General features: G+C 67.2%; 14 protein-coding genes. 1 reads left to right on the top strand and 13 read right to left on the bottom strand.

Annotated elements, in window-relative coordinates; all coding sequences use genetic code 11:
• Positions 1–417 precede the first annotated feature (417 nt).
• From prpC to WCD84_RS11790, 6 genes are all read right to left on the bottom strand, one after another.
• The gene (gene prpC / locus WCD84_RS11815) at positions 418–1572 is read right to left on the bottom strand and encodes a bifunctional 2-methylcitrate synthase/citrate synthase (RefSeq protein ID WP_343281469.1); all 1155 of its coding nucleotides are present in this window, start codon (positions 1570–1572) and stop codon (positions 418–420) included.
• 56 nt (positions 1573–1628) lie between these two features.
• The gene (prpB, locus tag WCD84_RS11810) at positions 1629–2510 is read right to left on the bottom strand and encodes a methylisocitrate lyase (protein ID WP_343255852.1); all 882 of its coding nucleotides are present in this window, start codon (positions 2508–2510) and stop codon (positions 1629–1631) included.
• A 120-nt stretch (positions 2511–2630) separates the two neighbouring features.
• On the bottom strand, positions 2631–4517 hold the full coding sequence (gene prpE / locus WCD84_RS11805; RefSeq protein WP_343255853.1) for a propionate--CoA ligase: 1887 nt from the start codon (positions 4515–4517) through the stop codon (positions 2631–2633).
• Between the two features lie 679 nt (positions 4518–5196).
• Positions 5197–6183, bottom strand: a complete 987-nt coding sequence (locus WCD84_RS11800; protein WP_343281468.1) for a malate dehydrogenase — start codon at positions 6181–6183, stop codon at positions 5197–5199.
• A 100-nt stretch (positions 6184–6283) separates the two neighbouring features.
• Positions 6284–7483, bottom strand: a complete 1200-nt coding sequence (locus WCD84_RS11795; protein WP_343255855.1) for an aminotransferase class I/II-fold pyridoxal phosphate-dependent enzyme — start codon at positions 7481–7483, stop codon at positions 6284–6286.
• Between the two features lie 130 nt (positions 7484–7613).
• Positions 7614–8108: a peptidylprolyl isomerase gene (locus WCD84_RS11790; RefSeq protein ID WP_343255856.1), complete on the bottom strand. Its 495-nt coding sequence runs from the start codon at positions 8106–8108 to the stop codon at positions 7614–7616.
• A 189-nt stretch (positions 8109–8297) separates the two neighbouring features.
• On the opposite strand from WCD84_RS11790, the gene typA reads away from it, so the two are divergent.
• Positions 8298–10127, top strand: coding sequence for a translational GTPase TypA (gene typA / locus WCD84_RS11785; protein WP_343255857.1), 1830 nt, complete (start codon positions 8298–8300; stop codon positions 10125–10127).
• 199 nt (positions 10128–10326) lie between these two features.
• On the opposite strand, the gene WCD84_RS11780 is transcribed toward typA, so the two are convergent.
• The 7 genes from WCD84_RS11780 to rpsM form a co-directional block, all read right to left on the bottom strand.
• Positions 10327–11721, bottom strand: a complete 1395-nt coding sequence (locus WCD84_RS11780) for a class II 3-deoxy-7-phosphoheptulonate synthase (protein ID WP_343255858.1) — start codon at positions 11719–11721, stop codon at positions 10327–10329.
• 69 nt (positions 11722–11790) lie between these two features.
• The gene (locus WCD84_RS11775) at positions 11791–12297 is read right to left on the bottom strand and encodes a disulfide bond formation protein B (RefSeq protein ID WP_343255895.1); all 507 of its coding nucleotides are present in this window, start codon (positions 12295–12297) and stop codon (positions 11791–11793) included.
• Between the two features lie 91 nt (positions 12298–12388).
• Positions 12389–12763, bottom strand: a complete 375-nt coding sequence (gene rplQ / locus WCD84_RS11770; RefSeq protein ID WP_343255859.1) for a 50S ribosomal protein L17 — start codon at positions 12761–12763, stop codon at positions 12389–12391.
• Between the two features lie 25 nt (positions 12764–12788).
• A complete protein-coding gene (locus tag WCD84_RS11765; protein WP_343277311.1) occupies positions 12789–13787 on the bottom strand; it encodes a DNA-directed RNA polymerase subunit alpha in 999 nt (332 codons plus the stop codon).
• A 49-nt stretch (positions 13788–13836) separates the two neighbouring features.
• Positions 13837–14472, bottom strand: coding sequence for a 30S ribosomal protein S4 (rpsD, locus tag WCD84_RS11760; protein ID WP_343255861.1), 636 nt, complete (start codon positions 14470–14472; stop codon positions 13837–13839).
• A 14-nt stretch (positions 14473–14486) separates the two neighbouring features.
• Positions 14487–14876, bottom strand: coding sequence for a 30S ribosomal protein S11 (gene rpsK, locus WCD84_RS11755; RefSeq protein ID WP_343255862.1), 390 nt, complete (start codon positions 14874–14876; stop codon positions 14487–14489).
• Positions 14877–14888: 12 nt separating this feature from the next.
• Positions 14889–15245: a 30S ribosomal protein S13 gene (gene rpsM, locus WCD84_RS11750; RefSeq protein ID WP_343255863.1), complete on the bottom strand. Its 357-nt coding sequence runs from the start codon at positions 15243–15245 to the stop codon at positions 14889–14891.
• Positions 15246–15333: the final 88 nt, after the last annotated feature.

Below are 15333 nucleotides of genomic sequence, written 5' to 3'. Positions count from 1 at the left end.
GGCCACGCCACGTCACACCACGGCCACGATCGAGCGCGCGCCCGCTCTTGATCTTCGACCCGAAGCAGGAAAACGCCACGGCCCGTCCCGTGCACAGGGGGTGTGCGTACAGCCGGCCATGGATGGCCGGCGGCCGGCCTTGGGAGCAGGACGCGGACAGGCCGGGGGAGCACACCCCCTGTGTGCGGGACGGGCAGCGCGGGCTAAAACGGAGAAATGCACGGGACGGGCAGCGCGGACCACAACGGAGCTCACGCCGCAACAACGTGCTCCAACTGTCACGTCAGCACCCCGGAGCCGCGAGAAGAACCAGCCACTCCGCCGGGTCGGCCGTACGCCTCTCTCCCTCACTTGGGAGAAGAACCCAAAAAAACGGCGCCCATCGGGCGCCGTCTTCATCTGCAGCCCGGCCTCGCCTCAGCCGCGGGCGGCCATCGGCACCCAGTCGCGATTCTCGGGACCGGTGTAGTTCGCGCTCGGACGGATGATCTTGCCGTCGATGCGCTGCTCGATGACGTGCGCGCTCCAGCCGCTGGTGCGCGCGATCACGAACAGTGGCGTGAACATCGCCGTCGGCACGCCCATCATGTGGTAGCTCACCGCGCTGAACCAGTCGAGGTTGGGGAACATCTTCTTGGCGTCCCACATCACCGACTCCAGGCGCTCGGCGATGTCGTACATCGTGTTGTCGCCCTGCTCTGCCGACAGCTCCTTCGCGACCTCCTTGATGATGCCGTTGCGGGGATCGGAAACGGTATAGACCGGGTGGCCGAAGCCGATCACGACTTCCCTGCGGCCAACGCGCTCGCGGATGTCGGCCTCGGCCTCGTCCGGCGAGTCGTAGCGCTGCTGGACCTCGAACGCGACCTCGTTGGCGCCGCCGTGCTTGGGCCCGCGCAGCGCGCCGATCGCACCGGTGATGCAGGAATGCATGTCGCTGCCGGTGCCGGCAATGACGCGCGAGGCGAACGTGGAAGCGTTGAACTCGTGCTCCGCATACAGGATCAGCGAGGTGTGCATCGCGCGCACCCAGCTCTCGCGCGGCGGCTCACCGTGCAGCAGGTGCAGGAAGTGCCCGCCGATGGAGTCATCGTCGGTCTCGACGTCGATGACCCGGCCGTTGTGGCTGTAGTGGTACCAGTACAACAGGATGGAACCCAGCGAGGCCATCAGCTTGTCGGCGATGTCGCGCGCTCCGGGATGGTTATGGTCGTCCTTCTCCGGAGAAACGCAGCCCAGCACCGAAACGCCGGTACGCATCACGTCCATGGGGTGCGCCGAAGGCGGCAGCTCCTCCAGCGCCGCCTTGACCGCGGCCGGGATGCCGCGCAGCGACTTCAGCTTCGCCTTGTAGCCGGCCAGCTCGGCCTTGGAGGGCAACTTGCCGTGGACCAGCAGGTAGGCGACCTCTTCGAACTCGGCCGTGGTGGCGAACTGCGTGATGTCGTAGCCGCGGTAATGCAGGTCGTTGCCGCTGCGGCCGACGCTGCACAGCGCGGTGTTGCCGGCGGCGGTTCCGGACAGGGCCACCGACTTCTTCGGCTTGGGCAGGGTGCTGGGGGTTTCGCTCATCAGGTACTCCGTAGCAACGTGTGTGGGTCGCGCAGCGCGCGTGCCGGCGTGGTGGGTCAGTCGGTCGAGAACAACGTGTCGAGCTTGTCCTCGTAGGCGTGGTAGCCGAGGAAGTCGTACAGCTCCGCGCGCGTCTGCAGGGTGTCGACGATGTTCTTCTGCGTGCCTTCGCGGCGTACGGTCTCGTAGAAGTTCAGCGCCGCCTTGTTCATGGCGCGATAGGCGCCGCAGCAGTAGAGCGCGATGTCGACGCCGGCCGAGCGCAGCTCGTCGGTGGTGAAGAACGGGGTGGAGCCGAACTCGGTGAGGTTGGCCAGGATCGGCACCTTCACCGCGTCCTTGAACCTGCGGTAGTCCTCGAGCGACTTCATCGCCTCGGGGAAGATCATGTCGGCGCCGGCCTCCACGTAGGCGATCGCGCGCTCGATGGCGGCGTCGATGCCCTCCACCGCGGCGGCGTCGGTGCGCGCCATGATCACGAAGCCGGCCTCCGTGCGACCGTCGACGGCGGCCTTGACCCGGTCGACCATCTCGCCCTTCGACACCACTTCCTTGTTTGGACGGTGGCCGCAGCGCTTCTGGCCGACCTGGTCCTCCATGTGCACGGCGGCGACGCCGGCGCGCTCGAAGCTGCGAACGGTGCGCGAGATGTTGAAGGCACCGCCCCATCCCGTGTCGATGTCGACCAGCAGCGGCAGCCCGGTGGCCTCGACGATGCGGCGGGCGTCGATCAGCACGTCCTCCATGGTCGAAATGCCGAGGTCGGGCATGCCCAGCGAGTTCGCGGCGACGCCGCCACCGGACAGGTACAGCGCCTTGTAACCGGTGCGTTTGGCCATCAGGCCGGCATAGGCGGTGATGGCGCCCATCACCTGCAGCGGGGATTCGTCGGCGACGGCGGCGCGGAAGCGTGTGCCTGCGGAAACATGCTCGGACATGGGAAATTCTGCGTAGGGGATCGGCACCATTCTAACGGAGCAGGCAGGCGCCAATCCCGCCGCCGTGGGCGCAACCCCGGCCGCCCCGCCGGAGCGCGCCACTGCGCAGCCTTCGGGACCTCAGCTGCCGGCGTCGGCACCACGCTTGATCGCATCGGCGATCGCGCCGAGCGCCCCCGGATCATCGAGGGTCGACAGATCGCCCGGATCGCGATGCTCGGCCAGGGCCTGGATCGAGCGCCGCAGCAGCTTTCCCGAGCGCGTCTTGGGCAGCGACGCGACCACGTAGACCCGCACCGGGCGCGCGATCGCGCCGAGCTGTTCCACCACCCTGGCCTGCATCTCGTGCGCGGCCAGCGCCGCGTCGGCGGCCTGCCTAAGCGTGGCGAACACCACCGGCACTTGGCCCTTGATCTCGTCGTGCACGCCGATCACCGCGACCTCGGCCACGCTCGAATGGCCCGACACCGATTCTTCGATCTCGCGCGTGCCCAGGCGGTGCCCGGCCACGTTGATCACGTCGTCGGTGCGCCCGAGGATGTACGCGTAGCCGTCCTCGTCGCGGATCGCCCAGTCCAGCGAGCTGTAGAGCGGCTCCCTGAAATGACTGAAGTAGCTGGCGATGAAACGCTCGTCGTTGCGCCAGACCGTGCTCAGGCATCCTGGCGGCAGGGGCGGCTGGATCACCAGCACGCCCTTCTCGCCGGCCGGCGCGTCCTCGCCGGTGATCTCGTTGATCACCCGCAGTTTGTAACCCAGGTTCGGCAGGCCCGGTGAGCCCAACTTGACCGGCTTCATGTCCAGCCCCGGCATCAGGGTCAGCACCGGCCAGCCGGTCTCGGTCTGCCAGTAGTTGTCGATCACCGGCTTGCCCAGCACGCCGGTGATCCAGCGCGCGGTCGGCTCGTCCAGCGGCTCGCCGGCCAGGAACAGGTACTCCAGCTTCGACAGGTCGCGGTCGGTGATGTAGGACGTGTCGTGCTTCTTCAATACCCGCAGCGCGGTGGGCGCGGAGAACAGCGTGCGCACGCCGTAGCGTTCGCACAGCTCCCACCAGATGCCCGGATCCGGCCGGGTCGGCATTCCCTCGTAGATGATCGAGGTGGCGCCCGCGACCAGCGGCCCGTAGACGTTGTAGGAGTGCCCCACCACCCATCCGATGTCGGAGGTGGAGAACATCACCTGGCCGGGCCGGATGTCGTAGACCGCCCACATCGACAGCGCCAGTGCCACCGCGTATCCGCCGACGTCGCGCTGCACGCCCTTGGGCGTGCCGGTGGTCCCGGAGGTATAGAGGATGTAGCTGGGCTCGTTGGACTCCAGCCACTGCACGGGCACCTGTGCCTCTTCGTGGCCGCGCCGCAGTGTCGCGTAGTCGAAGTCGCGCCCCTCCTGCATCGTCACGTCGGCCAGCCCGCGGCTGACCACCAGCACGCGCGCCGGCGGATGCGCGGCCTGGGCCAGTGCCTCGTCCACCAGCGGCTTGAACGGGATGACCTTGCCGCCGCGGCTGCCGGCATCGGCGCAGACCAGCACCTTCGGCTCGGCATCGTCGATCCGCAGCGCCAGGTTCTTCGAGGCGAAGCCGCCGAACACCACCGAGTGGATCGCGCCGATGCGCGCGCAGGCCAGCATCGCCACCACCGCATCCACCGTGTGCGGCATGTAGATAACCACCCGGTCACCCTTGCCCACGTCCAGCGAACCGAGCACGGCGGCGAACACGTTGACCTCGCGATGGAGCTCGCGGTAGCTCAGCTCGCGCACGCTGTCGGTCTCGGTGGAGTAGCCCACCAGCGCGAGCTGGTCGCCGCGCTCCTCCAGGTGCCGGTCGACCGCGTTGTAACAGAGGTTGGTCTCGCCGCCGACGAACCAGCTGCGGAACGGCGGGTTGGAGTAGTCGAGGATCTTCTCCGGCGCCTTGTGCCAGTAAATGGCTTCGGCCTGCTCGGCCCAGAAGGCCTCCGGCGCCTCGACCGAACGCCGGTACACGTCTTCGTAGCGCATGACGATCTCCAATGCTCCGATCGAGGCTAGTCCGCCAAGGGCCCCCGTGCGCTACGACGTTGGTCGAATGCCTTGCCGCGCAATGTCCGGGCGGGACGCGGGAGGGTCTTCTCCGGAGTCCGGGGCGCCGGCGCGCGTGCTGGGGCGCTAGGGCGCTTGGAGCGCTGGGGCGCCTCAGGGGGGCGATGGTGCGCACTCCGTGATGGTCCGGGCTGCCCGTCCTGTGCCCAGGCGGTGTGCTCCCCCGGCAGTTTCCGCGTCCTGCTCCCACTGCCGGCCGCCGGCCATCCATGGCCGGCTGTGCGCACACCCCCTGGGCACGGGACGGGCCGTGGCGTTCTTCGGCTTCGCGGGGGAAGAGCAAAAGCGGGCGCGCGTGCAGCCGGACCGTAGTCGTCCGGTCCGGGGAAACTTCGACCGACCAGGACGTAGCGCACGCTCGCTCCACCAGACCGCCCCGAAGGTCCGGGCCCGCCGTGGATGCAGGGGGGATGCCCAGAGCCGGCCATGGATGGCCGGCGGCCGGATGATGGGAGCAGGACGCGGAGACATCTGGCTGGGCATCCCCCCTGCGTCCGCGGCGGGCAGCGCGCCCCCGACCGGGAGCAAGCCAAACGAAAACGACCGGGCCTGGCCCGGTCGTTTCGATGCGGCATGCGGGACGGAGCCCGCGGCGATGTCAGCCCAGGAGGTGGGCGACGCCGGCGCGCTCTTCCTCGAGCTCGGCCAGGGTCTTGTCCATGGCGGCACGGCTGAAGTCATCGACCTCCAGGCCTTCGACGCGGGTGTATTCGCCGTTTTCGGTGATCACCGGGACGCCGTAGATCACGCCCTCGGGAATGCCATAGCTGCCGTCGGACGGCACGCCCATGGTCACCCACTTGCCGTTCGAACCCAGCACCCAGTCGCGGATGTGGTCGATGGCGGCGTTGGCGGCCGAGGCGGCCGACGACAGGCCGCGGGACTCGATGATCGCCGCGCCGCGCTTGCCGACCTGCGGGATGAAGTCGCTGGCATTCCAGTCGGCGTCGTTGATCCGGTCCTTCAGCGATTCGCCCTTGACGGTGGCGAAGCGGTAGTCGGGATACATGGTCGGGCTGTGGTTGCCCCAGACCACCAGCTTCTCGATGTCGCCCACGGCCACGCCGGCCTTGTTGGCGAGCTGGCTCAGCGCGCGGTTGTGGTCCAGGCGCAGCATGGCGGTGAAGTTGCCGGCCTTCAGGTCCGGCGCCGACTTCATCGCGATGTAGGCGTTGGTGTTGGCCGGGTTGCCGACCACCAGCACCTTGACGTCGCGCGACGCGACCTTGTTCAGCGCCGCGCCCTGCGCTGTGAAGATCTTGGCGTTCTCGAGCAGCAGGTCCTTGCGCTCCATGCCGGGGCCGCGCGGGCGGGCACCGACCAGCATCGCGATGTCGGCGTCCTTGAACGCGACTTCCGGATCATCGGTGCCGACCATGCCGGCCAGCAGCGGGAAGGCGCAGTCCTCAAGCTCCATCATCACGCCCTTGAGCGCGGCCTGGGCCTTCTCCATCGGCAGTTCGAGCATCTGCAGGATGACGGGCTGGTCGCGGCCCAGCATCTCGCCGGAAGCGATGCGGAACAGGAGGGCATAGCCGATCTGGCCGGCGGCGCCGGTGACGGCAACTCGGACGGGGGTCTTCATGTGGGTGGCTCCGGATACGTGGGACTGGAGGGAACGGAAGGCGCGAGGACCTGACGGCTGGCGGCCGGGACCGTGACGGCCCCGGCCACTGTCGGCCGGCTCAGGACAGTTCGGCGAAGAATTCCTGGATGCGCGCGAGGCCAGGCGCCAGCTGCGGCGTCGGGCAGGTGTAGCTGATGCGCAGGCCGCGCGGCTCGCCAAACGCCGAGCCCGGCACGCAGGCCACGCCCTTGGCTTCGAGCAGCGCGTTGCACAGGTCGACGTCGTTGGCAATGACCTTGCCGTCGTGCGACTTGCCGAAGGCGCAGCTGATGTCGGGGAAGGCATAGAACGCGCCCTGCGGCACCGGGCAGACCACGCCGGGAATGGCGTTGAGCGCGGCCACGACCTGGTCACGCTTGGCCTGGAACTCGGCGCAGCGCTCGGCCGGCACGTCCTGGGGGCCGGACAGCGCGGCCGTGGCGGCGGCGGCCACGACTTCCGGCAGGCTGGTGATGTGGTTCGAGTTCATCACCGTCACCGCCTGCGCCACGACCTCGGGGCCGGCCATCAGGCCGACGCGCCAGCCCGGCATGCCATAGGTCTTGGACAGCGAATCGACGAAGATCACGCGGTCGCGCAGCTCGGGGCGCGCCTGCACGAAGTTGTGGTAGCCGAGATCGTCGAACACCATCTTGTTGTAGATGTCGTCGGTGATGATCCATGTATCGGGGTGGCGCACGATGACGTCGGCCAGCGCGGCGATCTCGTCCTTCGTGTAGACCATGCCCGTCGGGTTGGACGGGTTGTTGAACAGGAACACCCTGGGCTTCTTCGCCAGCGCGGCGTCGAGCTGGGCCGGGGTGAGCTTGTAGTCCTGCTCGGGCGGGCACGGCAGCAGCTGGATGTCGGCGCCGACGATCTCGGCGATGTCCATGTAGCTGGTCCAGTACGGCGTGGCGAAGGCGAAGCCGTCGCCCTCGTCCAGCAGCGCTTCGGCCAGGTTGTACAGGATGTGCTTGGCGCCGACGCCGGTCGCGCAGTTGGCGCGCGTGTAACCGGTGAGTCCAAGGCCATCCATGTGCGCGATGAACGCGTCAAGCAGGGCGTTGGCGCCGCGATTGTTGCCGTACTGGCCGGAATCGGACTCCAGCGACCTGCGCGCGGCGTCGTAGACGTGCTCGCCGGGCAGGAAGTTGGGGACGCCGATCGAGAAGCTGATGATGTCGCGGCCTTCGGCCTTCAGGCGCTGGGCCGTCTCGGCCACGACCATGATCGCGCTGGGCTTGGCGCGACCCATGCGCTTTGCAAGCTTGGGCATTGCGGGAACCTCGGGATTCTGGGAGGGATTCTGGGGAGTCCGGGACGCGATGCGCGGCTGTCCGCTGCACGCGCGGCAGCCGCCCATTCTAGCATCGCGCCCTGTCCGGCCCGGCTCGGGCCGGCATCGCTCAGGCCGACATCACCTTGTTCCACTCGGCCACGCGGTCGGCCTTCGCGGCCAGGACCGCGTCGGCATCGCCCTCGATCTTCACCGACTTGATGGCATCGCCCTGCTTGACGGCATCGACCACGTCCAGGCCCTCGGTGACCTTGCCGAACACGGTGTGCTTGCCGTCCAGCCAGTCGGTCTTGATATGGGTGATGAAGAACTGGCTGCCGTTGGTACCCGGGCCGGCATTGGCCATCGAGAGCACGCCGCGGTCATGCTTCACGCCATTGTCGGTCTCGTCCTCGAACTTGTAGCCGGGACCACCGGTGCCGGTGCCCTTGGGGCAGCCGCCCTGGATCATGAAGTCCGGGATCACCCGGTGGAAGCCCAGGCCGTCGTAGAAGCCGCGCTTGGCGAGATTGACGAAGCTGGCAACGGTCAGCGGGGCCTTGTCGGCGTAGAGCTCGACCTTGATCTGGCCACGGTCGGTGTCGAAAACGGCGTTCAGGGACATGTTGGAACTCCTGCAGTGGGGTTGAAAAGCTGGCCGAGGGCGTCGCCACCGGCCTCCGGGCTGAGATGGAGCCGCCAGGGCGGTTTCGCAATACTTTTGCGCCGGCCTGGAACGCAGTATAATGATCGGCTCACCCGAACCAGGTCCCGCGCGCCCTGCCCCAAGAAGGCACGAGGTGCGGTTTTCCCGATGTCCATCGAACGCCTCCGCAACATCGCCATCGTCGCCCACGTCGACCACGGCAAGACCACCCTCGTAGATTGCCTGCTCAAGCAGTCGGGCACGTTCAATGAACGCACGGTCATGACCGAGCGCGTGATGGACAGCAACGACCAGGAAAAGGAACGTGGCATCACGATCCTGTCCAAGAACACCGCCATCAACTGGAATGGCAACCGCATCAACATCGTCGACACCCCTGGACACGCCGACTTCGGTGGCGAGGTCGAGCGCGTGCTGTCGATGGTCGACTCGGTGCTGATCCTGGTCGATGCGATGGACGGGCCGATGCCGCAGACGCGCTTCGTGACCCAGAAGGCGTTCGCGATGGGCTTCAACCCGATCGTGGTGGTCAACAAGATCGACCGCCCCGGCGCGCGCCCGGACTGGGTGATCGACCAGGTGTTCGACCTGTTCGACAAGCTCGGCGCCACCAACGAGCAGCTCGATTTCCCGATCGTCTACGCCTCGGCGCTGCATGGCTACGCCAGCCTCGACGACAGCGTCCGCGACGGCGACATGACTCCGCTGTACGAAGCGATCATGAAGCACGTCCCGGCGCCGACGGTGGACCCCGATGGCCCGTTCCAGATGCGCATCAGCCAGCTGGACTACAACAACTTCGTCGGCCTGATCGGCATCGGTCGCATCCAGCGCGGCACGGTGCGGACCAACATGCAGGTGAGCGTGGTCGACCGCCACGGCAAGAAGCGCCAGGCCAAGGTGCTGCAGGTGCTGGGCTTCCTGGGCCTGGAGCGCGTCGAGGTCGAGAGCGGCAAGGCCGGCGACATCCTCGCCCTGTCCGGCATCGCGGACCTGTCGATCTCCGACACCATCTGCGCGCTGGACACGCCCGAGGCGCTGCCCGCGCTGACCGTCGACGAGCCGACCATCAGCATGACCTTCCAGGTCAACAACTCGCCGTTCGCCGGCAACAAGGACCGCAGCGGCGGCAAGTTCATCACCAGCCGCCAGATCCGCGAGCGCCTGGAGCGCGAGACGCTGCACAACGTCGCGCTGAAGGTCGAGGAAGGTTCGGATCCGGACAAGTTCCTGGTCTCCGGCCGCGGCGAGCTGCATCTGTCGGTGCTGATCGAGACCATGCGCCGCGAGGGCTTCGAGCTCGCCGTGTCGCGTCCGGAAGTCATCATCAAGACCATCGACGGCCAGCAGATGGAGCCGGTCGAGCAGCTGGTGATCGACATCGAGGAAATCCACCAGGGCGGCGTGATGGAGAAGCTCGGCATCCGCAAGGGCCAGCTGAAGAACATGGAGTCCGACGGCAAGGGACGCGTGCGGCTGGACTACATGATCCCGGCGCGCGGCCTGATCGGCTTCCAGAACGAGTTCAAGACCCTGACCCAGGGCACCGGGCTGCTGTTCCACGTGTTCGACCATTACGGCCCGAAGGAACAGGGCGCGATCGCCAAGCGCAGCAATGGCGTGATGATCGCCAACGCGCCGGGCGCGACCCCCGCGTACTCGCTTGGGCCGCTCGAAGAGCGCGGCAAGCTGTTCGCGGCCGAGGGCGACAACGTCTACGAGGGCCAGCTGATCGGCATCCACTCCAAGGACAACGACCTCACCGTCAATGCCATCAAGACCAAGCCGCTGACCAACATGCGCGCCTCCGGCAAGGACGACGCCATCAAGCTGACGCCGGCGATCAAGTACACGCTGGAGCAGGCCCTGGACTTCATCGAGGACGACGAGCTGGTCGAGGTCACCCCGAAGGAAATCCGCCTGCGCAAGAAGCACCTCAGCGAAACCGACCGCAAGCGGGCCAGCCGCTCGGCGTGAGCGCGGCGCTGTTGCCGGGGTGGCGGGCCGCCGCCGCCCCGACCGTGGCACGCCACCCTGTGCTTCATCGGCTATGACGCCAGGCCCCGGGCGAATGACCGCTGACCGGCGCCGCGCTCCGCAGGCGCCCCTCCAGCCCGGACGTTCCCGGCCCTCCAGCGGCGGCAGCGGCCGTTGATCCGGCGACCGTCCCCGCTGCTCAGGCCCTGGCGGGGACCTTCAGCTGTTCGTGCTTGCGCACGATCAGCATCGCGATCTCGAGCGACTGCTCGTAGTTGAGGCGCGGATCCACCATCGTGCGGTATGCGCGCTCGAGGTCGCACTCGGCGAGGTCGCGCGCGCCGCCGGTGCATTCGGTCACGTCTTCACCGGTGAGCTCGAGGTGCACGCCGCCCAGCCTGGTCCCCGCGGCCGCGTGCAGGTCGAAGCTCTGCTCGATCTCGCTGCGGATGTTGTCGAAGCGCCGCGTCTTGTAGCCGTTGCTGGTCGACTCGGTGTTGCCGTGCATCGGGTCGCAGATCCACAGTACGCGACGCCCCTCCCGCTTGACGGCCTCGAGCAGCGGCGGAAGCCGCTCCGCGACCTTGCCTGCGCCCATGCGGCAGATCAGGCCAAGCCGCCCCGGCTCGTCCGTTGGATTGAGCAGGTCGACCAGGCGAAGGAGTTCATCCGGCGCCGTCGACGGGCCGATCTTCACCGCCACCGGATTGCGGATCCCGCGGAAATACTCGGCGTGGGCACCGCCGGCGGCCGCGGTGCGCATGCCGATCCACGGGAAGTGGGTGCTGAGGTTGAACCAGCCCCACTGCCGCGGCACCTCGCGCGTCAGCGCTTCCTCGTAGGGCAGCAGCAGTGCTTCGTGCGACGTGAAGAAGTCGACCCGGTTGAGGTTGTGGACCTCGGTGCCGGACAGGGTCTCCATGAAGCGCACGGCTTCGCCGATGTTGCCCACCATGCGCTGGTAGTCCTCGGCCATTGGCGACTGCGTCACCCAGCGCAGGTCCCAGTACTCGGGGTGGTGGAGGTCGGCAAAGCCGCCATCGATCAGCGCGCGCACGAAGTTCATGGTCATCGCCGAGCGCGCATGCGCCTTGACCATGCGCCGGGGATCGGGAATGCGGGAGGCCGGCGTGAACTCGGGGCCATTGACCATGTCGCCGCGATAGCTCGGCAGGGTGACATCGCCACGGGTTTCGGTATCGGCCGAGCGCGGCTTGGCGTACTGGCCGGCGAAGCGTCCCACCCGCACCACCGGCAGGCGCAGGCCGTGCACGAGCACCAGGCTCATCTGCAACAGGACCTTCAACCGGTTGGAGATCACTTCGGCGCTGCAATCGCTGAAATTCTCGGCGCAGTCCCCACCCTGCAGCAGGAACCGCCGCCCCTCCTGGGCCTCCGCCAGCTGCTGCTTGAGCGCCATGATTTCCCATGAGGTCACCAGCGGCGGAAGCGCCCGGACCTCGTCCTGGACGCGCGCCAGCTCGCCGGCGTCCGGGTAGGTGGGCAGCTGCAACGCGGCGCGGCCGCGCCAGCTTCCTGGCGCCCAGGCTTCGGCGATGTTCACGGCTTGGAGGTTTCGTTCTTTAGCGGGCATTGGAGTTCGCGGTTGTTGCACTGCAGCGACAGCCATCATCCGCCGCCGCGCCGCGTATCGCAATGGTCCTCAGCGACGGCTTCGCGTACGGAAGGCGGCGACCACGAACAGCGCCGCCAGCAGCACGAACCACACCAGGCTCCACGCCGGCATCGACAGACCGAGGAAGGTCCAGTCGACGTTGCCGCAGTCGCCGCTGCCCGTCAGCACCTTGCGTATCACGTTGCCGGTCGACATGGTTTCGCGCATGAACGACAGCGGCGGGCCGCAACCGGGGATCTCCGGTGGGTTGTACTGCATCCAGACATGACGCCCGGCAATCGCCATGCCGACGGCGGCAGCGAGAAAGCCGAGGACTCCGTAGAACGCCCTGGTCCCTGCCCCGCGCGGCGCGTGCAGGGCCGCAAGCAGGAAGACCAGGCCCAGCGCGGCGAACGCGATGCGCTGGAAAATGCACAGCGGGCACGGCTCGAGGCCCCAGGCGAACTGGGAGTAGACGGCAAAGCCGATCAGCGCGACGCAGATCGCAAAACCGGCGAAGCCTTGCTGGCGGAATGACCAGCGCAACGGATTCAGGGTCATAAACAGGCTCGCGCGAAACGGACGCCAAGATAACAAAAACCCCGGCGGATGGCCGGGGTTCCTGCAAAGCGGACGGCTGCGGCAGTTACTCCGCCGCGACTTCCGGCCGGTCGACGAGCTCGACGTAGGCCATCGGTGCATTGTCGCCGTCGCGGAAGCCGCACTTGATGATGCGCAGGTAGCCGCCCGGACGCTCGCGGTAACGCGGGCCCAGGTCGACGAACAGCTTGCCCACGGCTTCCTTGTCGCGCAGGCGCGAGAAGGCCAGGCGGCGGTTTGCAACGCCGTCGGTCTTGCCCATGGTGATCAGCGGCTCGGCGACGCGGCGGAGCTCCTTGGCCTTCGGGAGCGTGGTCTTGATCAGCTCATGCTTGAGCAGCGACGCCGCCATGTTGGTGAACATGGCATCGCGGTGTGCGCTGGTGCGGCTGAACTTGCGGCCGGATTTCTGGTGGCGCATGGTCTTGGTTCCTGTCTGTCTGGTCTTAGCCGAGCATGCCGTGCGCCGAGACGCCGGCCGGCGGCCAGTTCTCGAGCTTCATGCCGAGCGAGAGGCCACGCTGGGCCAGCACTTCCTTGATCTCGGTGAGCGACTTCTTGCCGAGGTTCGGGGTCTTGAGCAGCTCGACTTCCGTCTTCTGGATCAGGTCGCCGATGTAGTAGATGCTCTCGGCCTTGAGGCAGTTGGCCGAACGCACCGTCAGCTCCAGGTCGTCGATCGGGCGCAGAAGCACCGGATCCACGCCCGGGGTCTGGGCCTTCTGGTCGTTGCCCTCGCGGCGGGTGAAATCGCCGAAGACGCTGAGCTGGTCGGTGAGGATGTCGGCGGCGGTCCGCACGGCTTCCTCGGCGTCGATCGTGCCATTGGTCTCGATGTCGAGCACCAGCTTGTCGAGGTCGGTGCGCTGTTCGACGCGGGCCGCTTCGACTTCGTACGCCACGCGGCGGACGGGCGAGAACGACGCGTCCAGCATCAGGCGACCGATCGAACGGGTCTCCTCGTCCGGGCGGCGACGGGCGGCGGCCGGCTGGTAGCCGAAGCCGCGCTCGATCTTCAGGCGCATGTTGATCGACGCATCCTTGGTCAGATGGCAGATCACGTGCTCGCCGTTGAGCACCTCGACGTTATGGTCGGTCTTGATGTCGGCAGCGGTCACGACGCCCGGGCCGGACTTGGCCAGGGTCAGCGTGGAGCTGTCGCCGGTGCCCATGCGGATGGCGACGTCCTTGAGGTTCAGCAGGACCTCGAGCACGTCCTCCTGCAGGCCTTCGATGGTGCTGTATTCGTGCAGCACGCCGTCGATCTCGACCTCGGTGATGGCGAAGCCGGGGATCGACGACAGCAGCACGCGGCGCAGGGCGTTGCCGAGCGTGTGGCCATAGCCGCGCTCGAGCGGCTCGATCACGACCTTGGCGCGATTGCCGGCGAGTCGTTCGATCTGGGGGCCACGCGGGCGCAGGACCTGGTTGGCGGTAACCGTCATGTTTGGTGTCTCCTGTGGCCTGCCGGGGTGGACCGGCGGGCCGGGTGAATTACTTCGAGTACAGCTCGACGATCAGCGCTTCGTTGATGTCCGCGGGCAGGTCGCCGCGGTCCGGGACCGCCTTGAACACGCCGCTGAACTTCTTCGAGTCGACCTCGACCCAGGACGGCGAAAGGTCCATGGTCGCAAACACCGTCAATGCTTCCTGGACGCGCATCTGCTTCTGGGCCTTCTCGGCCAGCGCGATCGCGTCGCCCGCCTTGACCTGGTAGGACGGCAGGTTCACGGACTTGCCGTTGACCGTGACGCCGCGATGCGAGACCAGCTGGCGCGCGGCCGGGCGGGTGATCGCGAAGCCCATGCGATAGACGACGTTGTCCAGGCGGGTTTCGAGCAGCTGCAGGAGGTTCTCGCCGGTGTTGCCCTTCGTGGTCGAGGCCTTCTTGTAGTAGTTGCGGAACTGGCGCTCCAGCAGGCCGTAGATGCGCTTGACCTTCTGCTTCTCGCGAAGCTGCAGGGCATAGTCGGAGAGCTTGCTGCGACGTGCGCCGGTACCGGCGCCGTGCTGGCCGGGCTTCTGCTCCAGCTTGCACTTGGAATCCAGCGCGCGGGCGGGCGACTTCAGCGAGAGGTCGGCGCCTTCGCGGCGGGCGAGCTTACAGGTGGGTCCGATATAACGAGCCATTCTTTATCGCCCCCTTAGACGCGACGCTTCTTCGGCGGACGGCACCCGTTGTGCGGGATTGGCGTCACGTCGATGATGTTGGTGATCTTGTAGCCCACGTTGTTCAGCGAGCGGACGGCGGACTCACGGCCCGGGCCCGGTCCCTTGATGCGGACTTCAAGCGACTTCACACCGTAATCGAGCGCAACCTTGCCGGCCTTTTCGGCGGCGACCTGGGCTGCGAACGGGGTGGACTTGCGCGAGCCGCGGAAACCCGCGCCGCCCGAAGTCGCCCACGACAGGGCGTTGCCCTGGCGGTCGGTGATCGTGATGATGGTGTTGTTGAACGAAGCGTGGACATGGGCGATGCCGTCGGTGACGACGCGCTTGATCTTCTTCTTCGGTTTGGCTGCCGGCTTGGCCATGGTGGTGGTTCCTTATTTCCTGATGGCCCTGCGCGGACCCTTGCGGGTGCGGGCATTGGTCCGGGTGCGCTGGCCGCGAAGCGGAAGGCCGCGACGGTGACGAAGGCCGCGGTAGCAGGCCAGGTCCATCAGACGCTTGATGGCCATGCCGATTTCACGGCGGAGGTCGCCCTCGACCGCGAACTTGCCGATTTCGGCGCGCAAGCGCTCGACGTCCGGCTCCGACAGATCGCGGATCTTCGTGGACGAATCCACGCCTGCGGCATCGCAGACCTGCTTCGAACGGGTACGGCCAATGCCGTAGATGCTTTGCAGCCCAACCCAGACGTGTTTCTGGGCAGGCAGGTTGACACCTGCAATACGCGCCATGCGCGGATCTCCAACTGTTTGGGGCGGCCGAATGGGTATCCGGCGCAGTGAACAAGAAATTGTATCAGAATCCCGACGGTCAATAAAG

It is taken from the genome of Luteimonas changyuni, assembly GCF_039548395.1.
Classification (GTDB): Bacteria; Pseudomonadota; Gammaproteobacteria; order Xanthomonadales; family Xanthomonadaceae; genus Luteimonas.
This window is presented reverse-complemented; position numbering and strand designations above follow the sequence as displayed.